This window comes from Streptomyces koelreuteriae (genome assembly GCF_018604545.1).
In the GTDB taxonomy this organism is placed as follows: domain Bacteria; phylum Actinomycetota; class Actinomycetes; order Streptomycetales; family Streptomycetaceae; genus Streptomyces; species Streptomyces koelreuteriae.
In genome coordinates this window covers 1,168,814-1,190,652 of record NZ_CP075896.1, presented here as the reverse complement: position 1 = coordinate 1,190,652, position 21,839 = coordinate 1,168,814, and the positions used below count along the sequence as shown (strand labels likewise).

Below are 21,839 nucleotides of genomic sequence, written 5' to 3'. Positions count from 1 at the left end.
TGGCTAGCGGCCGGTGTGCGCCGGCGGCAGTGTCGCGCACACCGCGTCCAGCACCGTCGCGTAGGGCGTGCCGAAGTCGGTGAGGCTGGACCGGAGCTGATCCAGGCCGTCGCGGTGCTCCGTGAGCAGTTCGGTGCTGCCCGTGCGGGCCGCGAACTCCAGGACCGCGGGCAGGAAGTCGGGCGGTTCCTCGCCGGTGGTCTCCAGGCCATGCGCGCGGTAGACCTCCTCGGAGGGCGGCGGGGCCGCCTCGCGCCAGACGCTCAGGTACAGGCTGTGGTCCTGCCCGGCCTCGAAGACCTCGACGTAGTGCGCGGCCAGCTCCCGGGGCGGGGTGACGGCCGCGTGGTCGGCGAACTCCCTCAGCTGGGGGGCGGCTTCGCGCAGCAGCGACAGCCGGGCGCGGAAGCCGTCGTCGGGGTACATCAGGCACAGCGCGGCAGCCTGGTACAGCAGCTCGAATCCGGGCATCGGACCTCCTTCGCGTGCGCTCCCTTGCGTGCCGCGTGATGCCGACGCTAGGGGCGGGCCGGGGAGGGCACCCGCCGACGGGGCCCGTACGGGTCAGAACCGCTCGCCGTACTCCCGCAGGAGCGCCTCCGTGCGCTGGGCCGAGCCCGCGCGGGCCGTCATGTGGTCCAGGACCTCCAGATGCGCGGAGACCTCCTTGCGGGAGTCCAGGTACAGCGCGCCCGTCAGATACTCGGTGAAGACCATGTCGGGCAGTTCGGGCTCGGCGAAGCGGAACAGCGAGAACGGGGCGTACGTCCCCGGATGCGGGCCGTCCTTGAACTCGGCGATCTGCAGCGTGACCCGGTCACGGGCGGCGTACTCCAGAAGCTTGTCGAACTGGTCGCGCATCACCCGGCCGTCGACGCTCACCGGGCGGCACAGCACCGTCTCGTCCATGATCACCCACAGATGCGGCGGGTTGTCGCGCTCCAGCAGGCGCTGCCGCTCCATGCGCAGCGACACATGCCGCTCCACCGCCTCCGGCCCCGCGTTCGCGATGGTGCCGGCCTCCAGTACCGCCCGCGCGTACCCCTCGGTCTGCAGCAGCCCCGGCACGAAGTGCGGCTCGTAGGAGCGGATGATCCGGGCGGCGCCCTCCAGGCTCACGTACAGGCTGAACCACTCCGGCAGCACGTCGTGGAACCGCTGCCACCAGCCCGGCCGGTTCGCCTCCTCGGCGAGGTCGACGAACGCGGCCACCTCGTCCTCGGGCACGCCGTACGCGGTCAGCAGGATCTGCACGTAGGGGATCTTCAGCGCGACATCGGCGGTCTCCATCCGCCGGACGGTCGCGGGGGCGACGCGCAGCACCCGGGCGGCCTCGTCACGGCCGATGCCCGCCGCCTCGCGCAGTTCCTGGAGTCGCTTGCCCAGCACCACCTGGCCCACCGTGGGTGCGGCCCGTCGTTCACTCACGCCACGCCTCCCCAACGCGCCCAAGCCCGCGATCAGTCTGCCACGTACCGACGGCAGTCTCCCAGGGCCGACGGCGAGGAGATCACGAGAGAAGGACGTGTCGCCGGGGCATTACCCCGCGGGTAATCGACCGGGCCCGGCCAGGACGGGATCGTGGACGTACCGGGTCCCGGGCCGGCGCACTCCGGCCCGGGACCCGGCTCCCAGCCGCACCATGACCCGACGGAGGGTGATGCCCCATGTCCGCGATCCAGCTCGCCGCACTCGCCCGGACCTCCGAGCCGCAGTCGATGCTGCGCCGCTTCCTGGCCCTGGACGCCGCGGTGACCGGCGCCAACGCCCTCGCCTACCTCGCGCTCCCCGGCCCCCTCGGGCGCTTCCTCGGCGTCGACGCCACGCTGCTGCTCGCACTGGGCGCGTTCCTCGCCGCGTACGGGGCGGGTGTCGGCCTGCTGGCCTCCCGTCGGCAGCCGCCCGCGCTCGGCGTGCGGGCCGTCGTCGAGGCCAACCTCGCCTGGACGGTCGTGAGCCTGGTGGCCCTGGCGCTGTGGCTCACTCCGAGCACGGCGGGCGCCGTGTGGACGGTGCTCCAGGCGCTGACCGTGGCCGGGTTCGCCGTCCTCCAGCACACGGCACTGAAGGCCCGTCAGGACAGCAGCGACTGAAGGTACTTGGCCGTCGCCGGGTCGGCCGGCAGGAGCGTCTCGATGGCCAGCTCGGCGACGGTCACGTCCATCGGGGTGTTGAACGTGGAGATGGAGGAGATGAACGACAGCGTCCGCCCCTCGTGCTCGATCCGCAGCGGCAGCGCGAAGTACGGCACCGGCTCCGAGGGCTCCTGGGACCCGGCCCCCGGATCCTCCTCGGGCACCGGATACGCCGCCACCTCCTCGTACAGCTCCCGCAGCGGCTCGGAGCGGTGCAGCGCGATCTGCCGCTCCATCTGCTCCAGCAGGTGACCGCGCCAGGCCCGCAGATTGCGGATGCGGGGCGCCAGCCCCCGCGGGTGCAGGGCGAGCCGCATCGCGTTCAGCGGCGGCTCCAGCAGGGACGGGCAGACGCCGTCGACCAGCGTCATGATCCCCCGGTTGGCCGCCACCACGTCGTACAGCGCGTCCACCACCAGCGCCGGATACGGCTCGTAGCCCCCGATCAGCCGCTCGATGCCCTCGCGCAGCGCGCCCAGCGCCGGGTCGTCCAGCGGCGTCTCCGGGTAGCGCGGGGCGTAGCCGGCCGCCAGCAGCAGCGCGTTGCGCTCCCGCACGGGGACGTCCAGATGCTCCGCCAGCCGCAGCACCATCTCCTCGCTCGGGCGGGACCGGCCCGTCTCGACGAAGCTGATGTGCCGGGCCGAGGAGTCCGCGCGCAGGGCCAGTTCCAGCTGGCTGACCCGGCGCTGCTCCCGCCAGGCCCGCAGCAGCGGCCCCACGCCCTGGCCGCCCGTGGACGGGTGAGTGGTCATGTCCGGACCGTAGTCGAGAACCGGCCGTGCCGGACAGGCACCGCCCTTGCGACCAGGGCCTCGGGCGCCCCGCTGTGGCAGGCTGAGAGGACACCGAGGACCCCGGCGCGAGGGAAGGAGCGCAGCCCATGCCCGTCGAACCGCTGTCGCAGAAAGAGGTCGAGGACCGGCTGGCCGAGCTGCCGGGCTGGTCGCTCGACACGGACCGCCTCACCCGCTCCTACCGGCTCGGCTCGCACTTCGCGGCGACGGCGATGGTCGTGCACATCGCCCAGGTCCAGGAGGAGCTGGGCCACCACTCCGACCTCACCCTCGGCTACAACACCGTCGCGCTGTCCGTCCACACGCACAGCGCGGGCGGCGCCGTCACCGAGAAGGACTTCGAGCTCGCCCGCAGGGTGGAGGACCTGGCCCCCGGGCACGGGGCACACTGACCGGGTGCTCGACTACGACAAGGAAGCGGAGCGGTACGACGCCTCGCGCGGCGGCGAGCCCAGGGCGGCCGCCGCCGCGGAAGCGGTACTGGGCCTCGTACCGCCGGACACGCGCAGCCTGCTCGACCTCGGCTGCGGCACCGGCATAGTGACCCGGCGGCTCGCCGCCGCCCGCGAGGGCATGCGGGTGACCGGCGTCGACCTCGCCCTCGCGATGGCCCGGCAGGCCGCCGCCCGGCTGCCCGGCGCGATCCTGCTCGGCGACAGCAGGCGGCTGCCCTTCCGGGACGGGGAGTTCGACGCCGTCAGCAGCGTGTGGCTGCTGCACCTGGCCGCCGGGACCGCCGATGTGCGGGCCATCGTCGGCGAGTGCGCCCGGGTGCTGCGCCCCGGCGGGGTCTACATCACGACGGTCGACAAGGCCGCCTCCCACAACGTGGGCAGTGACATCGATGTCGTCCTGTCCTCCCGTCCGCCGAGCCCGGTCCGGGACGCGGCGGCGGACGTCGTGGCCGGCGCCGCCGGACACGGGCTGGTCCCGGCCGGGCAGGCCTCCTTCCGGGGCCACGGGCAGGGCCGCAGCCCCCGGCGTACGGTGGCCGACCTCAGACGCGGCTGGTTCGTCACACTGCCGCCCGGCGACCCGCTCGCCGACGGCTTCGCCACCCGGCTGGCGGAACTGCCCGACCAGGACCGGCCGCGCCCCGACCCGGTCTTCACGCTCCGGGCCTTCAGGAAGCCGGCGGACCCTCCGGCCGGCTGAAGTCCATGATCCAGTTGGTCAGCCAGGTCCGGCCGCCGTCCAGGGAGAACGCCTGCTCCCAGCGGGCGGCGGTGTCCCGCACCCCCGACCACACGAACCGCACCAGCACGTCCTTGCCGTCGTGCGTGTCGTTGCCGGTGAACTCACCCCGGTCGCCCTCGAACCGACCGAAGACGGGCGGGAACAGGGTGCCGGTGCGGCTGGAGGCCCAGCTCAGCGACCACAGCTTCGTGGCCGGGTCGAACAGCCGCAGGGTCGCGCCCTTGGAGCCCAGGTGCGGCATGTCGATCTCGTCGAGGTTGGCCGTCCCGTCGAACAGCGGGCGGCAGTCGCTGGTGCCCGTGAACTCCTCCCAGGCGCTCCCCGGGTCGAGGAAATCGGTCAGCTTGCGGTGCCGGACCTGCCAGGCGCCGTGGAAGAAGTCGAAGTCGTGCGGGCTGCTCATGAGCGGTCTCCAGTGGTTCCCTCAGGCAGGGAGTCGGCCAGGTAGGCGTCGAGGTCGGGGGTGTCGGGGGCGAGCATGTGGCGCACCCAGGCGTCGCGTTCGTGCAGGATCGGCGGCAGCTCCCAGACGCAGCCGATCCACGGCTTGCCGGGCGCGACGAAGTGGGTGGGGTCGTGGTCCGGGCAGCCGAGGACGGGCTGCCCCGCCGCCGCGCCCCCGAAGTGCAGGACGTTGTCCCACACCCAGCTGTAGGCGTTGAGATAGGCGCCGTCGTCACCGCCCCGGTGCAGGACGACGAACGCCGCCGGGGGAGTGCCGTCCGGCTTCGGCAGCAGTGTGGGCAGGAAGCGGTAGGCGCTCTCCTCGACCTCGGGTGCGATGCCCGCCGGGTCGGCGGTCACGTGGTAGCGCTTGACCCACCGTCCCGCCACCTCGATCGGCGGCGGCACGGTCAGGTGTTTCTCCGTGAAGGGCATGGCGGGACGCTAAGGCCGCTTCACTGCCATCCTGTGTCAGTGAAGTCCAGCCGACTCGTCTCCATCCTCCTGCTGCTCCAGACCCGCGGCCGGATGACCGCCGCCCAGCTCGCCGAGGAGCTGGAGGTGTCGGTGCGGACGGTGTACCGGGACGTGGAGGCCCTGGGCGCCGCCGGTATCCCGCTGTACGGCGACGCGGGCCACGCAGGCGGCTACCGCCTCCTCGACGGCTACCGCACTCGTCTCACCGGCCTCACCAGCGGCGAGGCCGAGGCGCTCTTCCTCGCGGGCGCCCCCGCCGCGGCAGCCCAGCTCGGCCTCGGCTCGGTCCTGGCCGCCGCCCAGCTCAAGGTGCGTGCCGCCCTGCCGGCGGAGCTGCGCACCCACGCCGACCGGATCAGCGGCCGCTTCCACCTGGACGCCCCCGGCTGGTACACCGACGCCGACGACACCCCGCACCTCCCGGCCGTCGCCGACGCCGTCTGGAGCGGACGGGTGCTGCACGTCCGCTACCGCCGCTGGCGCGAGCCCACCGACGTGGAGCGCCGTCTGGAGCCGTACGGGCTGGTGCTGAAGGCGGGCCGCTGGTACGTCGTCGCGGGGCCGGGACCGCGGACCTTCCGCGTCGACCAGATCCTCGAACTCACCACCGGCGACGAGGAGTTCTCCCGCCCCGCCGACTTCGATCTGGCCGCCTACTGGGCGGCGTACCAGCGCGATTTCCACGACCTGCTGCACCGCGGCGAGGCGGTGGTGCGGCTGGCCCCGGGGGCGACGCTCACCGGCCCGGCGGGGGAGGCGGTCCGCCGCGACGGACATACCGACGAGGACGGCTGGACGCGCGCGACGGTCCCCATCGAGTCCGTCGAGCACGCCCACGCCGAATTCCTGCGCCTCGGCACGGGCATCGAGGTGCTGGCCCCGGACGAACTGCGCTCGCGCATCGCCCGCACGGTCGCCGAACTGGCCGAGCGGTACGGCAACTCCCGCGCACCCGGCGGCGACTGAGAGGCGGAACCCGCCCGTCCTCTCAGGAGGTCCGTCACGTGAAGCACCCCCACACGCACCGCAGACGCCGTGTGCTCCTCCCGGTGGCCGTGGCCACGGCGGCACTCGCCGGCGCCGGCCTGACCACCTTCGCCACCGGCGACAGCTCCCCCACGCTCGAACTGACTCGCGCGGGAGGGGCCCCCATGGCCGCCACCGCCCGCCAGGTCGAGAAGCTCGACCGGGGCGTGGTCAGCGTCCACACCGGCAGCGGCAACCTGGTGAGCTGGCGCTGGCTCGGCACGGACCCTGACAACGTCTCCTTCAACGTCTACCGGGCCGGTACGAAGGTCAACTCCACGCCGGTCACCGGCTCCACGAACTACTTCCACTCCGGCGCCCCCGCCCAGGCCGACTACACCGTCCGCGCGGTGGTGAACGGCACGGAGCAGGGCGACTCGGTGCACGCGGTCCAGTTCCGAACCGGCTACAAGGACATCCCGATCTCCCCGCCCTCCGGTGGCACGACCCCCGACGGGGTGGCGTACACCTACGACGCCAACGACGCCTCCCTCGGCGACCTCGACGGCGACGGCGCCCTGGACCTCGTCCTGAAGTGGCAGCCCACCAATGCCAAGGACAACTCCCAGTCCGGCTACACGGGCAACACCGTCGTCGACGGCATCAAGCTCGACGGCACCCGGCTGTGGCGCATCGACCTGGGCCGCAACATCCGCTCCGGCGCGCACTACACGCAGTTCCAGGTGTACGACTACGACGGCGACGGCAGGGCCGAGGTCGCCATGAAGACCGCCGACGGCACCCGGGACGGCACGGGCACGGTCATCGGCAGTTCCTCGGCCGACCACCGCAACTCCAGCGGCTATGTGCTGGCCGGGCCCGAGTTCCTGACCATGTTCAACGGGCAGACGGGCAAGGCGATGCAGAGCGTCGACTACGTCCCGGCCCGTGGCACCGTCTCCTCCTGGGGCGACTCCTACGGCAACCGCGTCGACCGCTTCCTCGCGGGCACGGCGTACCTGGACGGCTCACGCCCCTCCCTGATCATGGCGCGCGGCTACTACACCCGCACGGTGATCGCCGCCTGGGACTGGCGGAACGGCTCCTTCACCCGCCGCTGGACCTTCGACACCAACTCCTCCACCAACAGCGGCAAGGGCTACGACGGCCAGGGCAACCACAGCCTGTCCGTCGCGGACGTCGACGCGGACGGCAAGGACGAGATCGTCTACGGCGCGATGACCGTCGACGACAACGGAGGCGGGCTCTGGACCACCAAGCTGGGCCACGGCGACGCCGGCCACGTCGGTGACCTCGATCCCTCCCGCGCGGGCCTGGAGTACTTCAAGGTCTCCGAGAGCACGAGCCAGCCCGGCTCCTGGATGGCCGACGCCCGCACGGGCGCGATCCTCTGGAAGACCGCCTCCGGCGCCGACAACGGCCGGGGAGTCTCCGGCGACATCTACGCGGGCAGCGCGGGAGCCGAGTCCTGGTCCGCCTCCGACACCACCCTGCGCTCGGCGACCGGTGCCTCCCTCGGGCGGGAACCCTCCAGCGTCAACTTCCTGTCCTGGTGGGACGGCGACCCGGTCCGTGAACTCCTCGACGGCACCCGCATCGACAAGTACGGCACGTCCGGCGACACCCGCCTCCTGACCGGCTCCGGCGTCTCCTCCAACAACGGCACCAAGTCCACCCCCGTTCTGTCCGGCGACCTCCTCGGCGACTGGCGTGAGGAGGTCATCTGGCGCACCAGCGACAACACGGCCCTGCGCGTCTACTCGACCCCGCACGAGACGAACACGAGGATCACGACCCTGCTCCACGACACCCAGTACCGCACGGCCCTGGCCTGGCAGAACACCGCGTACAACCAGCCCCCGCACCCGAGTTACTTCCTGGGCAACGCCATGCCGACGGCTCCGAGGCCGACGGTCTACACCCCGTGAGACTCCGGTGGGTGCGCGCCATGGGGGAGCACGCACCCACCGGTCCCGACAGCGGGGCGCGGTCTAACTGAAGCCGCCGCTGAAGTCGCTGTTGAGCTGGGCGGAACAGATGTTGTAGCCGCCCTGGGCCCGGCCGGACTTGGTCTCGCCGTCGATGGTGACGGAGCACTGGATGTCGCCGCCGCCCATGAGCTGCGCGGTCACCTGGTAGTAGAGGGCGTCGTCCTTGACGCTCAAGGTCTTCTCCATGGGCAGGCCTTTGCCCTGGAGGTTGGTGCCGTCGTTGCCGTAGGTGATGTCGACCCCGGACGGGGCCGAGCCCCACACCTTGAACACCGCCTTGCCCTCGGGGGCGGCCTCGGCGTCGTCCGCGGTGTCCACCTCGGGCTTCGCCTTCACCTTGGCTTTGGCCGTGGCGGTCTTGGTGACGGTCACCGTGGGCGCCGGTTCGGCCTCGCCGTCCGCCTGCGCCTTCTCGGTGACGGTGACAGTGGGTCGCGGCTCAGCCGAGGTCTTCTCGCTGCCGCCGCTGTTCCCGGCGGATCCGATCCCCATGCCGATCAGGAGGATGACGGCAGCGACGGGTATCAGGACGCGCTTGCGGGTCCAGGACGGCCGGGGAGGCGGCGGGGAGGGCGGCGGCCCGAAGCCGGGCGGCAGAGGCGGCGGAGGCGGAGGCTGGGTGTACGACATGGACCCCCCTGAGGTATTTCGTGGGGGGTGAGCGTAACGGGAGGTGTGAAGAATATGTGAGAGGTGGGCGGTTAAGGTGATCAGTTCGTGATCGGCCCTGGCGGGGAGAGGGCGCGTGCCGTCTCCGGTACGCGCCCTCCGACAAGTCGGTCAGGCGACCGTGCAGCTCTGGTCCCCGACCTTGAACGCCGTCGGTTTCGCGTTCGTCCCCGACCAGCTTCCCGTGAACCCGAAGCTCACCGACGAGCCGGCCGCCACGTTCGCGTTCCAGCCGACGTTCTTCGCGGTCACCGTGGAACCCGACTGCGCGGCCTCGGCGTTCCAGGCCTGGGTCAGCTTCTGCCCGTCGGGGAAGGGCCAGCTCAGCGACCAGCCGTTCCATGGGCCGGTCCCGGTGTTGGTGAGCTGGACGTCCGCCTGGAAGCCGCCCGACCACTGGTTGGTGACCTTGTACGTCACCTTGCAGGCGCCCGTCGGGGTCGGATCGGGGCCGGGCCCCGGGTCCGTGGTGCCGCCGTCGGAGCTGTCGCCGTAGATGACGCCACGGCCGTTCGTCGAGACGTACACACGGCCGTAGACCCTCGGATCGCCGGTGATGGCCGCGCCCGTCCAGCCCCACTGGTGGGCGTCGTCGTTGACGCGCGTCCAGCTCACGCCCTTGTCCGTGGAGCGGAAGATGCCGCGTACGCCGCCGATCTTCGCGCTCGTGTAGAGGGTCTGGTAGGTCGCGCCGGGTGCCGCCTTGCCGAAGCCGATCGTGTCGGCCTGCTCGACGTTCGAGAGCTTGGTGAAGCTCGCCCCGCCGTCCGTGGAGTGCCACAGGCCGTACGCCCCGTCGCTCGCGCCGCCCGCCAGCCACACATCGCCCTTTCCGCCGGGCAGGGCCTTGAAGCGGACGCTGTCGCCGCTCGGCAGTCCGCCGGCCGGGGACTCCTTGAACGTCGCCCCGCCGTCCGTACTGACGTAGAACTTCCCCGACTTGAAGCCGTAGAAGGTCTTCGGGTCGACCCGGTCCGACTCGACGACGGCCCCGGCCGGGATCCCGCCGGAGGCCTGCCAGGACGTGCCGAAGCCCGTCGCGTGGTGCACGCCGGCGCCCTGCGGACTCCACACGAACCGGCTGCCGTCGGCCGCCGCCGCGACCGTGCCGCCGCCGCTCACCCCCGAAGGGTCGGTGCCCGCGAACCAGTTGGCGCCGTTGTCCGTCGAGAACGCGATGTGCGGGCCCGAGTCGAGGTTGCCGACCCGGACGACCGTGTTCGGGTTCGACTCGGCGAAGTCCAGGCTCGTGGTCGTCGTGAAGTTCGGCTGGGTGAACATCATCGACGGCACCTTGGTCAGGTCCGTGTGACGGAAGCCGCCGACATCGCCGAGCGCGCTCAGCAGCGGGGCACCGGACGGGGGAGAGGCGAGGTCGTTGACCGCCGTCTCCTCCAGGCCCCGCACCATCGGCTTGACCGTGAACTTCCCGCCGCTGTCCCAGTTCGTGAGGTTCTCGGTGCCGTAGATCGTCGCGCCCGTCCCGTACATCAGGCGGGCGGAGTCGAACGGGTCGATCTCCATCGACTCCGTCATCCAGCCCAGCTTCGGGGTCTGTTCGGGAGGCGCCGGGTTCGCGCCCCATGTCAGCCACGGCGAGGACGAGACGTCCATCGTGTAGCGGTTCTCACGGTTGGGGTACGACGTGTAGTCCCACGCCTTGGTCCAGGTCGCCCCGCTGTCCGTGGAACGGAAGATCTGCGTGTCCGGCCACCAGGCGCTGTACGCCGTGGCCATCACCGTGCCCGGCTTCTGCCGGTCCACCGTCAGCCCGCTGAAGCCGTAGAACGTGTCGGCCTCCGCCACCGGGCTGATGTTCGTCCAGGTCCCGGTCCCGGTCGCGTACCGCCACAGCCGGCCCTTGCCGCCGTCGTACGGGCCGCCCTTGTCGCTGTAGGCGACATACAGGTAGCCGTTCTTCGCGTCCAGGACGCCCTTGTGCGCCAGCTGGCCCGTCGGCTGTCCGGCCAGCCGCTGCCAGGTCGCGCCCGCGTCCGTCGAGCGGTACACCGCGTTCTCCGCGTCGGCGACCCCGACGTAGAGCGTCTTCGTGGCGTTGCCCGAGGTGCCCGTCGACTCGTCGAAGCTGACCCAGACGATGCCCTGGTTGTCGGAGGCGTAGCCGGACGTGTCGCTCGGATCCTGCACGTAGTTCCCGACGTTCGGGAAGTTCGTCACCTGCGACCACGTCACGCCCGAGTCCGTCGACCGCCACAGCCCCTTGCCGCTGGGCGCGCCCAGGTACAGCACGCTGTTGCGGTTCGGGTCGACCGCCAGCCGCTCGCCCATGCCCCGCCCCGGCATGTTGCCGCCCAGCTTGAACGGCAGATTCGCCTTCTGCCAGCTCGCGCCCCGGTCGGAGGACCGCATGACGGCGCCGTTCTTCGGGTCCCAGCTGTTGGTGTACGTCCCGACCGCCGCGTAGACCTTGTTCGGGTCGACGGAGTCGGACGCGACGCTCACCACACCCGTGTGCCCCCAGTCGTCCCACCCGACCGAGTCCAGCAGCGGCGTCCAGCTCTTCGACGCCTCCTGCCAGCGGTACACGCCGCCGATGTCGGTACGGGCGTAGGCGAGGTTCTTCTCGCTCCGGTTGAAGACGATCCCGGGAACGAACCCGCCCCCGTCGATCCGGGCGTTCTTCCAGGTGTAGGTATCGGCGGCGAGCTTCGTCGAGTCCGGATCAGCAGCCAGGGCGGAGGGCGCACCCGACAGCAGCCCGGCGGCCAGCGCGAGCACGGCGGTGAGGATACGGGTTCTTCGCACGGTGGGGGTCCTTCCGTGAGGGGGACGTGCGAGGGCCGGGCGGCTCCCGTGCGGGTGGAGCCGCCCGACCGAGGTGGCCCCGCGTCAGGTGCAGGGCCACGTACGCAGAGCTTCGGACGCTGTTCTTGGGGGCGCGGGGAACTGCGCGACCAGCCACAGCCGGGCCCGCAGCCGAAGAACCCGCTCCACCCGCGGAGCGCCCGGCGGGGGCTATTCGAGAAGCTCCGCGTACGAGCCCATGGCAAGCGCGATATCCGCCTGAGCCCAGAACCGGTGATACGTGAACGACGGAACCGCACCGCCCGCCAGATAGCTCTCGATCTTCGACCAGGCCGGGTCGTCCTCGTAGAAGGACCGGATCGAGTCGAACGTCGACGACGAGTTGATCGCGTCACCGTTCGGCATCGTGCCCGTCCAGCCGCTCGGGACGTACACCGGATCGTCGAACCGGTTGTAGTCGGCCCGGTTCTCCGGAACGGCGATCCCGAGCGCGTCCTGGTGGTTGTCCCACATCCCGTCCAGCAGCTTCTTCGCCGCCGCACCGGCCTCCGTGTCACCGGAGCGGTCCGCGTAGTACGTCAAGGTCTTGGCGTACGAGGCCGCCACACCGACATCGTTCGTGTAGTCGGCGACGGTGACGCGCAGCCCGCTGTTGGAGCCGGGGCTGGAGGCGTTCCACGTGTCGGGCTGGCCCGACCACTGCAGCGTCGACGGGATCCGGAACGTGCCGTCCGGGTTGAACGTGGTCTTGGACAGCGCCCAGTCGACCCACTTGTCGAGGACCGTCTTGGCCTGCGCGTTGCCCGTCTGCTGGTACAGCTCGGCGACCCGCTCCATGGACCACGCCTGGAAGCCGAACCACTGGTTGGACGGCGGGTCGTGGTACACGGGCTTCTCGTCGTAGTACATGCCGTAGAACGTCGACTTCCCGGCGGGCGGGGTCGCGTACCGGCCCGCCCAGCTGTTGGTCGCGCCGCCGGCGATCGCACCCTCGCTCGACTGCAGCCAGCGGTAGAACTCCAGCTGCCGTTCCATGGACTTCGACCAGTCGGCCGCGCCCGTCGCCGACTTGGGCTTCAGCGGGGCGTAGTTGCCGAGCGCGTAGGCCGCGAGGGGGTTCTGGTAGCCGCCGTGGGCGTGGCTGGAGCCGATGCGCCAGGCCCAGCCGGCCGCGGTGTCGGTGGCGCCGCCCCAGGCGTAGTACCAGGACATCAGGTAGTGCGAGGCGTCCTTGCCGGTGCCCGCCGGGCAGGCCGCGGGGCCGACGCAGTTGCCGATCTTCTTGAAGTACTTGTCGAACATGGAGTAGCGCAGGTAGTCGCCCATCTTGGCGGCCTTGCCGACCGTCGCGGAGACGTCCCCGCCCTTGCCCTGCTCCTTCGCCCACAGATCCGCCCAGTAGGCGGCCTGCACGGCCCGGGCGTCGGCGTCGGGCGCGTTGGTGAACTTCCACTGCTTGGCGTAGGAGGCGTCACCGGTGAACAGATCCAGATAGCCGTTCTTTCCGCCGTACTTGAAGGCGTCGCAGGTCGGCTGCGGCACCGTCTCCCACACCGACTCCTGCGCGCCGCGCTGGAAGGTGTTGATGTACGACGGGCCGGTGTCCGACGGGCCCGCCTCGCACTTGCCGGGCGAGTTGCCGTAGCCGTAGACGTTGTCCACGTCCTGCAGCCAGTGCATGCCGTAGACGTCGTCCGTGCCGTACGCGCTCTTCAGCTCGGCCGCGATCGGGTCCCGGCCGACCGAGGCGCCGGTGTCGAGCCCCGCCGGGTACTCGTTCGGGGTGTCCAGCTCGGGCGCGTAGGTCGCCGGCTTGGACGCGTTGTAGAAGGAGTTGGTCGGCTGGTCGGCGCGGGTGGGGATCATGTACTTCTCCATGAGGTCCCACGCGCCGTTGAACTTGGCCCAGTCGCCGGTCACCTTGCCGTACATGGCCTGGAGCCACAGGAGGTAGCTGTACGCCTCCGAGGTGGTCTCGTGGCCGTGGTCCGGCGCCTCGACGATCAGCGTCTCGACCGAGTGGTAGGGGATGCCCTCGGGGGAGAAGTAGCCGTTCGCCGGGTTGGTGATCTTCCCGTAGAGCTCCAGGAAGCGGGCGTCGTAGACCTTCGCCGCCGCCAGCTGGGTCACGGTGACCGAGGCCTTGGCGTGACCCGTCGCCGTCGACTCGAAGACGGCCGACCCGGTGCCGGAGTTGGCCGCGGTGACGGTCACCTTCTGTGCCGTGTTCCAGTTCTGCGGGGTGAAGGTGAGCGAGGCGCCACCCGTGACCGACAGGCCCGAGTTGCCGCTCGCGCGGGCCGACGCCACCGTCACGTTGGACGTCGGCTGCTTGGACAGCTTCACGTCGTAGGTGCCCGACTTGCCCGACTGGACGCCCAGTTGGAGCGGCGAGGCCACGACGGTGGGACCGGAGGAGACCGTGATGCCGACCGGGGTGGAGTTCGCGGAGGCGCCCATGCTGTCGTACGCCTTCGCCACCAGGGAGTGACTGCCCACGGTCAAGTCGGAAACGGAGAGCGCGTACGGCGCACTCGTGTCCGTGCCCAGCAGCGTGGTGTCGTCGTAGAACTCCACCTTGCTGATCGTGGCGTTGTCCGCGGCCGCGGCCGTGGCCGCCAGCGGGACCGCCTGGCCCTGCGTGTAGACGGCACCGGCGGACGGGCTGGTCAGCACGGCGATCGGCGGCTGGTGCGCGCCGGTGCAGGCCGTGCCGTTGACCGAGAAGGATGTCGGCGCGGCGTTGGAGCCGCTGTAGGTGAACTGGGCGCCGGTGGAGACGGCGGCGCCCGCGGCGACCCGCGCGTTGTGGGAGGCGTTCTTGACGGTGACGTTCTGGCCGGACTGCGACCAGGTGCCGTTCCAGCCGTTCCCCAGCCTCTGGTTGCCGGAGTAGGCGTAGGTCAGCGTCCAGCCGTCGATGGCGTCCGTGCCGCGGTTGGTGAGGGTCAGATCCGCGGTGAAGCCGGAGCCCCAGTCGTTCGTCTTGTAATCGACACTGCACTGAAGTGCGGCCGCCTGCGCGGGAGTCGACCCTGAGGAGAGCATCGTCAACGGAAGCGCGAGAGCTGCGACGGCGGCGATCCACACGCGCCGCACCGCTCCGCGTCTCCGGGGTGGGGGATGCATGGTGCTGGTTCCTCCTTGCGGCTCGGAGAAGTCAAGGCTTGAACCAGTGGGAGCGCTCCCATAGTGAGGACGGGTGTGGTATCGGTCAAGGGGTTGAAGAGTCGAAAAGATTCGACGCCGTGTGTTGAGCGAAAGTCAGCGACTCCCCTGTTCTTTGCTGACACTTGGCGCTACCTTCCTTGACACCAGTGGGAGCGGTTCCATCAGTCGACGCGTCCGTCACGGCGTGCCCGGCCTGCAAGGAGTCGCTCATGCGTCACCTCTCGCGTTCAGTACTTTGAGCCGCCCCAGCGCGGTCGTCCCCTGCTGCGCGAGCGCCATGCCGGGTTCCTCGGTTCCTCAGTTCCCTCATGTCCCTGTCGGAGCGCGCCCTGAACGGCTGACACCCCCACCAGCGAAAGGGAAACCCGCACTCATGAGCCGTACGAGAACAGCGTTACTGGCCGCCATGGCCCTGGTCGCCGGCGCGACCGGCACGGCGTTCGCGGTCGACCCGGACGGCGCCGGCATCGCCGCCGTCCCCTGCACCGTCGACTACAAGATCCAGAACCAGTGGAGCACCGGCTTCACCGCCGCCGTGACCATCACCAACAACAGCGCCGCCAAGTCCTCGTGGTCGGTGAAGTGGTCCTACGCCGGCAACCAGCAGGTCACCAGCGGCTGGAACGCCAAGCTGAGCCAGAGCGGTGCCGCCGTCACCGCGGCCAACGAGAGCTACAACGCCCAGCTCGCGACCGGCGCCTCGGTCAGCTTCGGTTTCCAGGGCAGCTACAGCGGCAGCAACGCGATCCCGGGCACCTTCACCCTCGACGGCGTCACCTGCAACGTCGACGACGGCGGCACCCCGGGGCCGACCGACCCACCGGGCCCCGGCGGCCCGTCCAACCGGGTCGACAACCCCTATTCCGGCGCCAAGGTGTACGTGAACCCGGAGTGGTCCGCGAAGGCCGCCGCCGAGCCGGGCGGCAGCCGGATCTCCAGCCAGCCGACGGGTGTCTGGCTGGACCGGATCGCGGCGATCAACGGCGCCAATGGCGGCATGGGCCTGCGCGCCCACCTCGACGAGGCGCTGCGCCAGAAGGGCTCCGGCGAACTCGTCGTCCAGCTCGTCATCTACAACCTGCCCGGCCGTGACTGCGCCGCCCTCGCCTCCAACGGCGAACTCGGCCCGACGGAGATCGACAAGTACAAGACGCAGTACATCGACCCGATCAAGGCGATCCTCGCCGACTCGAAGTACGCCTCGCTGCGGATCGTCACCACCGTCGAGATCGACTCGCTGCCGAACCTCGTCACCAACACCGGCAGCCGTCCGACGGCCACCCCGCAGTGCGATGTGATGAAGGCCAACGGCAACTACGTCAAGGGCGTCGGCTACGCGCTCAACAAGCTCGGCGACGTGCCGAACGTCTACAACTACGTCGACGCCGGGCACCACGGCTGGATCGGCTGGGACGACAACTTCGGTGCCTCCGCGACCCTGTTCAAGGAGGCGGCGACCGCCGAGGGCGCGACCGTCGGCGACGTCCACGGCTTCATCACCAACACGGCGAACTACAGCGCCCTGAAGGAGAACAACTTCACCATCAACGACAACGTGGCCGGCAAGTCCGTCCGCGAGTCGAAGTGGGTCGACTGGAACCGCTACGTCGACGAGCAGTCCTTCGCCCAGGGCTTCCGCAACCAGCTGGTCTCGGCGGGCTTCCCGTCCTCGATCGGCATGCTGATCGACACCTCCCGCAACGGCTGGGGCGGCTCGGCCCGGCCCAGTGGCCCGGGTGCGCAGACCTCCGTCGACACCTACGTCAACGGCGGCCGCTACGACCGCCGCATCCACGTCGGCAACTGGTGCAACCAGTCCGGAGCCGGCCTCGGCGAGCGGCCCCAGGCCAGTCCGGCCGCGGGGATCGACGCCTATGTGTGGATGAAGCCGCCGGGCGAGTCCGACGGGGCGAGCAAGGAGATCGCCAACGACGAGGGCAAGGGCTTCGACCGGATGTGCGACCCGACCTACACGGGCAACCCGCGCAACGGCAACAACCTGTCCGGTTCCCTGCCGGACGCGCCGCTGTCAGGGCACTGGTTCTCCGCCCAGTTCCGGCAGCTGATGCAGAACGCGTACCCGCCGCTGTCCTGAGCGGCTGACAGCCCGTCCCCACGGGTCCGCCGGGGCTTCGGCCCCGGCGGATCGGTGTGCCCCGGCTTTTTTGCGGGAGCGGCAACAGTGGTGGCCTTCTCCCGGTGCGTCGGCGCAGTCTGGCGGCATCCGAGGGAGAGGCTGACCGCCATGGCGCACGACCACGACCACGACCGTCACGAGCACGACCGTCACGACCACACGCACCTCGACTGGGCCGCGATGGCTCCCAGGCTGGAGTCCCAGGCCGAGCTGTTCGCTTCCCTGTACGAGCGGGCCATGGGCTGGCTGGCGCACGAGGTGACCGAGCCGGGCCTGATCGTCGACGCGGGCAGCGGGCCGGGTGTCGTGTCGTGTCTGTTCGCCGAGACGTTCCCGGGCGCGCGGATCGTCGCGGTGGACGGCTCCGAGCCGCTGCTGGAGCGGGCGCGGGCACGGGCCGAGCGGCTGGGCGTCGCCGACCGCTTCTCCACGATCGCCGGTGAACTCCCCGAGGTGCTCGGGGAGCTGGACTACCCGGCCGACCTGCTCTGGGCGAGCCGCAGCCTGCACCACCTCGGTGACCAGCGGGCCGCGCTCGCCGCGTTCGCGGCCCGGCTGGCGCCCGGCGGCACGCTGGCGCTCATGGAGGGCGGCCTGCCCGCCCGGTATCTGCCGCGCGACATCGGCATCGGCCGGCCCGGACTCCAGGCGCGGCTCGACGCGCTGGAGGCGGAGTGGTTCACGCGGATGCGCACGGAGCTGCCAGGCTATGTCGCGGAGACGGAGGACTGGCCGGCGCTGCTGGCGTCGGCGGGGCTGAAGCCCGCCAGGACGCACACCTTCCTGCTGGACCTGCCCGCACCCGCCTCGGAGCGGGCCCGTGAGTATGTCGTCGGGTCCCTGTCGCATCTGCGCGAGCGGATCCCGGAGGGCTTCGACGCGGACGACCTCGCCACCCTCGACCGGCTCCTCGACCCGGACGACGAGGCGAGTCTGCACCGGCGGGCGGATGTGTTCGTGCTGGAGGCACACACGGTGCACACGGCGGTCCGGGCGGTCTGAGCAGGGCCGTACCGCCCCGAGGAACACGACTGCCCGCAGCCGAGTGACCGGCTGCGGGCAGTCGCAGGGCCGGGCGGAGGCTCAGGCTCCGTCGAACGTCGCCGGGTCCGGGCCGATGCGGCGGTCCTCGTTGAGGGCGCTGATGGCCGCCAGGTCCTCGGTGTCCAGCTCGAAGTCGAAGACCTCGATGTTCTCCTTGATCCGCGAGGGCGTCACGGACTTCGGGATCACCACGTTGCCCAGCTGGAGGTGCCAGCGGAGCACGACCTGGGCCGGCGTGCGGTTGTGCTTGCGGGCGATGGCCACGACCGCCGGAACCTCCAGCAGGCCCTTGCCCTGGCCGAGCGGCGACCAGGCCTCGGTGGCGATGCCCTGCGCCGCGTGGTACTCACGGGAGGCGCTCTGCTGCAGGTGCGGGTGCAGCTCGATCTGGTTCACCGCCGGGACGACCGACGTCTCGCCGAGCAGCCGCTCCAGGTGCTCGGGCAGGAAGTTGGAGACACCGATGGCCCGGATCCGGCCGTCGGCGTGCAGCTTCTCGAACGCCTTGTAGGTGTCGACGTAGGTGTCCTTGGCCGGCAGCGGCCAGTGGATCAGGTACAGGTCGACATAGTCCAGGCCGAGCTTCTCCAGCGAGGTGTCGAAGGCGCGCAGCGTGGAGTCGTACCCCTGGTCGGCGTTCCAGAGCTTGGTGGTGACGAAGAGCTCCTCGCGGGGGAGACCGGCGGCGGCGACGGCCTTGCCGGTGCCCTCCTCGTTGCCGTAGATCGCCGCTGTGTCGATGCTGCGGTACCCGGCCTCCAGCGCCGTGGCGACGGCCGACTCGGCCTCGTCGTCCGGCACCTGCCAGACGCCGAACCCCAGCTGGGGCATCTGGATGCCGTTGTTCAGGGTGATCTGGGGGACCTTGCTCACGAGCTCTCGATCCTTAGGTTTGTGGGCGGGTGTACTCCCATCGTCAACGATCACGAGCCGTGATGCATTCCTGACGGGAGAATTCCGACGGGTGGCACACCATCCGTTAACAGGCAGTTCATGCCCGGTAGAGTGCCTCGACCTCGTTCTCGTACGCCTTTTCGATCGCCTTGCGCTTCAGCTTCAGGGACGGGGTCAGCAGCCCGTGCTCCTCGGTGAACGGCTGCGCCAGGATGCGGAAGGTGCGGATCGACTCGGCCTGCGAGACCAGGGTGTTGGCCGCGACCACCGCGCGCCGCACCTCCGTCTCCAGGTCCGCGTCCCGCACCAGCTCCGCGGCGGACAGCTGCGGTTTGTTCCGCATCGCCAGCCAGTGCTCCACGGCCTCCGGGTCGAGGGTCACGAGGGCGGCGATGTACGGGCGGTCGTTGCCGACGACGATGCACTGGTTGACCAGTGGATGGTCACGGACGCGTTCCTCCAGCACACCGGGGGAAACGCTCTTGCCACCCGATGTGACCAGGATCTCCTTCTTGCGGCCGGTGATGGTGAGGTAGCCGTCCTCGTCGAGCGAGCCCAGGTCGCCGGTGGCCAGCCAGCCGTCGTGCAGGGTCTCGTCCGTGGCCTTGGGATTGTTGAGGTAGCCCTGGAAGACGTTCTGGCCGTGCAGCCAGATCTCGCCGTCGTCCGCGAGGTGCACGGTCATGCCCGGGATGGGCTGGCCGACCGTGCCGAAACGGGTGCGTCCGGGCGGGTTGGCTGTCGCGGCGGCCGTCGACTCGGTCAGGCCGTAGCCCTCGTAGATGTGCACGCCCGCCCCGGCCCAGAACAGACCGAGCCGCCGGTCCATCGCCGAGCCGCCCGACATGGCGTGCCGGATCCGGCCGCCCATCGCGGCACGGATCTTGGAGTAGACGAGCTTGTCGAAGAGCTGGTGCTGCATGCGCAGCCCCGCAGAGGGGCCCGGCCCGATGCCCCAGGCCTTGGCCTCGACGGCGTCCGCGTACTTGATGGCGATGTCCACGGCCTTCTCGAACGGGCCGGAGCGGCCCTCCTTCTCGGCCTTGCGGCGGGAGGCGTTGAACACCTTCTCGAAGATGTACGGCACCGCCAGGAAGAACGTCGGCTTGAACGCGGCCAGATCGGGCAGCAGAGCCGCCGCGTTGAGCTGGGGCTGATGGCCGAATTTCACCCCGCCGCGAATCGCCGCGACCTGGACCATCCGCCCGAAGACGTGCGCGAGCGGCAGGAACAGCAGGGTGGCGGCCTCGTCGCCCCGCTTGGAGTGGAACACCGGCTCCCAGCGCTCGATGACGGTGTCCGCCTCGTACGCGAAGTTGCCGTGCGTGATGACACAGCCCTTGGGGCGCCCGGTGGTACCCGAGGTGTAGATGATCGTGGCGACCGAGTCGGGCGTGACGGCCTGCCGGTGGCGGTGCACCACCTCGTCGTCGAGGTGCGCCCCGGCGTCGTACAGCTCGTGCACGGCACCGGAGTCGAGCTGCCACAGGCGCCGAAGCTGCGGCAGCCGGTCGATGACGGTGGCGATCGTCATCGCGTGGTCCTCGTGCTCCACGATCGCGGCCGTCACCTCGGCGTCGTACAGCATCCAGAAGCACTGCTCGGCCGAGGACGTCGGGTAGATCGGCACGACCTGGGCGCCGATCGTCCACAGCGCGTAGTCGAAGAGCGTCCACTCGTAGCGTGTGCGGGACATGATCGCGACCCGGTCGCCGAACCGGATGCCGCTCGCCAGCAGGCCCTTGGCCAGGGCGAGCACCTCGTCACGGAACTCGGCGGCGGTGACATCCCGCCAGTGCCCCGCGTCGTCCTTGCGGCCCAGGGCGATGTACAGCGGGTCTTCCTGGGCATGCTGGAAGACCACGTCGGCCAGACCGCCCACCGGAGGTGCCAACGCCAACGGAGGGTTGGTGAACTCGCGCAAACCCCGCTCCCCGCTCCTCAGCGCTTCTGTTGAGTGACGCTCCGCACAGCGCCGTGAAAGCTACCCCACCCGGCCAGGGGTGCGGGAGGGGCGCGAAGCCGAGCGATGCTCTGGTTGGCGCTGGTCAACGCGGGAAAATGCGCTCAGACAGGGAAGGGTCGGACAGATAACTGACGGTTGAGTAAGTTTCGGTGCCGTAATCTCCACCGAATCTGTACGACGCTGCCACGGCCCGGCACGCACCTCACAGGCCCTTCGGCGCACTGCGGTGCAGCCGGTCCCCGCCCGCCAGGATCGCCGCGGCCAGCGCGTCCGCGGCGCCCTGCGCGGAGGGCCGGCGCCGGCCGTGGACCACCACGAAGTCGACCTGCCCCAGCTCCGGCAGGCCCGCCCGGTCCGGGACCCGGACCAGGCCCGGCGGGATGAGGCCGCGGGAGTGGGCCATCACGCCGAGGCCCGCGCGGGCCGCCGCGACGAGGCCGTTGAGGCTGCCGCTGGTGCACACCACACGCCATTCGCGGCCCTGCCGCTCCAGCGCCTCCAGGGCGAGCGCGCGGGTGATGCCCGGCGGCGGGTAGACGATCAGCGGCACAGGGCGGTCCGGGTCGAGGCGGAGCCGGTCCGCGCCGATCCACACCAGCCTGTCGTGCCGGACCAGCTCGCCGCGCGGGTCCTCGGGACGCCGCTTGGCCAGCACGAGGTCCAGCTTCCCGGCGGCGAGCTGCTCGTGCAGCGTGCCCGACAACTCGACCGTGAGCTCCAGATCGACCTCCGGGTGCTCGTGCCGGAAGCCCTCCAGGATCTCGGGCAGCCGGGTCAGCACGAAGTCCTCGGAGGCGCCGAAGCGCAGCCGGCCGCGCAGCCGGGTGCCCGTGAAGAACGCCGTCGCCTGCTCGTGCACCTCCAGGATCCGGCGCGCGAAACCGAGCATGGCCTCGCCGTCCTCCGTCAGCTCCACCGAGTGGGTGTCCCGGCTGAACAGCGTCCGCCCCGTGGCGTCCTCCAGCCGCCGCACATGCTGGCTGACCGTCGACTGCCGCAGCCCGAGCCGCCGCGCGGCCTGCGTGAAGCTCAGCGTCTGCGCCACCGACAGGAAGGTGCGCAGATGGGAGGGGTCGTACATGCCCTCAGGTTAGCGCGCCCATCGCGGAACGCGATGACAGTCAGTGCGGTATACGGGATTCCCGATCGCCGAGCCGGGGAGCA

General features: G+C 70.7%; 18 protein-coding genes. 7 read left to right on the top strand and 11 right to left on the bottom strand.

The window, feature by feature from the left end; translation table 11 throughout:
- Positions 1 to 3 precede the first annotated feature (3 nt).
- Both KJK29_RS05255 and KJK29_RS05250 read right to left on the bottom strand, forming a co-directional pair.
- Positions 4 to 471 (bottom strand): nitrate reductase molybdenum cofactor assembly chaperone, encoded by a 468-nt coding sequence (locus KJK29_RS05255; protein ID WP_215117529.1) that lies wholly within the window; start codon positions 469 to 471, stop codon positions 4 to 6.
- A gap of 93 nt (positions 472 to 564) precedes the next feature.
- Positions 565 to 1,428: a helix-turn-helix domain-containing protein gene (locus KJK29_RS05250; protein ID WP_215117528.1), complete on the bottom strand. Its 864-nt coding sequence runs from the start codon at positions 1,426 to 1,428 to the stop codon at positions 565 to 567.
- A gap of 239 nt (positions 1,429 to 1,667) precedes the next feature.
- Here KJK29_RS05250 and KJK29_RS05245 point away from each other — a divergent pair, with 239 nt between their 5' ends.
- Positions 1,668 to 2,093: a hypothetical protein gene (locus KJK29_RS05245; protein ID WP_215117527.1), complete on the top strand. Its 426-nt coding sequence runs from the start codon at positions 1,668 to 1,670 to the stop codon at positions 2,091 to 2,093.
- On the opposite strand, the gene KJK29_RS05240 is transcribed toward KJK29_RS05245, so the two are convergent.
- Positions 2,075 to 2,890, bottom strand: a complete 816-nt coding sequence (locus KJK29_RS05240) for a helix-turn-helix domain-containing protein (RefSeq protein WP_215117526.1) — start codon at positions 2,888 to 2,890, stop codon at positions 2,075 to 2,077. The genes KJK29_RS05245 and KJK29_RS05240 overlap by 19 nt on opposite strands.
- Before the next feature lie 128 nt (positions 2,891 to 3,018).
- Here KJK29_RS05240 and KJK29_RS05235 point away from each other — a divergent pair, with 128 nt between their 5' ends.
- Complete coding sequence (locus KJK29_RS05235) at positions 3,019 to 3,324, top strand: 4a-hydroxytetrahydrobiopterin dehydratase (protein WP_215117525.1); 306 nt, start codon at positions 3,019 to 3,021, stop codon at positions 3,322 to 3,324.
- 4 nt (positions 3,325 to 3,328) lie between these two features.
- Positions 3,329 to 4,087: a class I SAM-dependent methyltransferase gene (locus KJK29_RS05230; protein ID WP_215117524.1), complete on the top strand. Its 759-nt coding sequence runs from the start codon at positions 3,329 to 3,331 to the stop codon at positions 4,085 to 4,087.
- Here KJK29_RS05230 and KJK29_RS05225 read toward each other — a convergent pair.
- Entirely contained in the window at positions 4,056 to 4,532 is a 477-nt protein-coding gene (locus KJK29_RS05225; protein ID WP_215117523.1) for a hypothetical protein, read from the bottom strand. The two genes, KJK29_RS05230 and KJK29_RS05225, sit on opposite strands and share 32 nt — an antisense overlap.
- Entirely contained in the window at positions 4,529 to 5,008 is a 480-nt protein-coding gene (locus KJK29_RS05220; RefSeq protein WP_215117522.1) for a hypothetical protein, read from the bottom strand. The genes KJK29_RS05225 and KJK29_RS05220 overlap by 4 nt, the downstream gene beginning before the upstream one ends.
- Positions 5,009 to 5,047: 39 nt before the next feature.
- On the opposite strand from KJK29_RS05220, the gene KJK29_RS05215 reads away from it, so the two are divergent.
- Both KJK29_RS05215 and KJK29_RS05210 read left to right on the top strand, forming a co-directional pair.
- Positions 5,048 to 6,016: a helix-turn-helix transcriptional regulator gene (locus KJK29_RS05215; RefSeq protein ID WP_215117521.1), complete on the top strand. Its 969-nt coding sequence runs from the start codon at positions 5,048 to 5,050 to the stop codon at positions 6,014 to 6,016.
- Positions 6,017 to 6,054: 38 nt separating this feature from the next.
- Positions 6,055 to 7,965, top strand: a complete 1,911-nt coding sequence (locus KJK29_RS05210; RefSeq protein WP_285439931.1) for a rhamnogalacturonan lyase — start codon at positions 6,055 to 6,057, stop codon at positions 7,963 to 7,965.
- A gap of 63 nt (positions 7,966 to 8,028) precedes the next feature.
- Here the strand turns inward: KJK29_RS05210 and KJK29_RS38745 are convergent, their stop codons facing one another.
- The 3 genes from KJK29_RS38745 to KJK29_RS05195 form a co-directional block, all read right to left on the bottom strand.
- Positions 8,029 to 8,658, bottom strand: coding sequence for a hypothetical protein (locus KJK29_RS38745; protein ID WP_251057708.1), 630 nt, complete (start codon positions 8,656 to 8,658; stop codon positions 8,029 to 8,031).
- Positions 8,659 to 8,808: 150 nt separating this feature from the next.
- A complete protein-coding gene (locus KJK29_RS05200; RefSeq protein WP_215117520.1) occupies positions 8,809 to 11,463 on the bottom strand; it encodes a cellulose binding domain-containing protein in 2,655 nt (884 codons plus the stop codon).
- A 210-nt stretch (positions 11,464 to 11,673) separates the two neighbouring features.
- Positions 11,674 to 14,592: a glycoside hydrolase family 48 protein gene (locus KJK29_RS05195; protein WP_215117519.1), complete on the bottom strand. Its 2,919-nt coding sequence runs from the start codon at positions 14,590 to 14,592 to the stop codon at positions 11,674 to 11,676.
- A 415-nt stretch (positions 14,593 to 15,007) separates the two neighbouring features.
- Between KJK29_RS05195 and KJK29_RS05190 the strand changes: the two genes are divergently transcribed.
- Both KJK29_RS05190 and KJK29_RS05185 read left to right on the top strand, forming a co-directional pair.
- A complete protein-coding gene (locus tag KJK29_RS05190) occupies positions 15,008 to 16,729 on the top strand; it encodes a glycoside hydrolase family 6 protein (RefSeq protein WP_215117518.1) in 1,722 nt (573 codons plus the stop codon).
- A gap of 150 nt (positions 16,730 to 16,879) precedes the next feature.
- Positions 16,880 to 17,773 carry a class I SAM-dependent methyltransferase gene (locus tag KJK29_RS05185; RefSeq protein ID WP_215117517.1) on the top strand — a complete coding sequence of 298 codons (894 nt, stop codon included), beginning with the start codon at positions 16,880 to 16,882 and terminating at the stop codon, positions 17,771 to 17,773.
- An 81-nt stretch (positions 17,774 to 17,854) separates the two neighbouring features.
- Here KJK29_RS05185 and KJK29_RS05180 read toward each other — a convergent pair whose 3' ends face one another.
- The 3 genes from KJK29_RS05180 to KJK29_RS05170 form a co-directional block, all read right to left on the bottom strand.
- Positions 17,855 to 18,646 (bottom strand): aldo/keto reductase, encoded by a 792-nt coding sequence (locus KJK29_RS05180; RefSeq protein WP_215124155.1) that lies wholly within the window; start codon positions 18,644 to 18,646, stop codon positions 17,855 to 17,857.
- A gap of 160 nt (positions 18,647 to 18,806) precedes the next feature.
- Positions 18,807 to 20,633, bottom strand: coding sequence for an AMP-dependent synthetase/ligase (locus KJK29_RS05175; RefSeq protein ID WP_215117516.1), 1,827 nt, complete (start codon positions 20,631 to 20,633; stop codon positions 18,807 to 18,809).
- A gap of 244 nt (positions 20,634 to 20,877) precedes the next feature.
- Positions 20,878 to 21,756: a LysR substrate-binding domain-containing protein gene (locus tag KJK29_RS05170; protein WP_215117515.1), complete on the bottom strand. Its 879-nt coding sequence runs from the start codon at positions 21,754 to 21,756 to the stop codon at positions 20,878 to 20,880.
- Between the last annotated feature and the right edge of the window lie 83 nt (positions 21,757 to 21,839).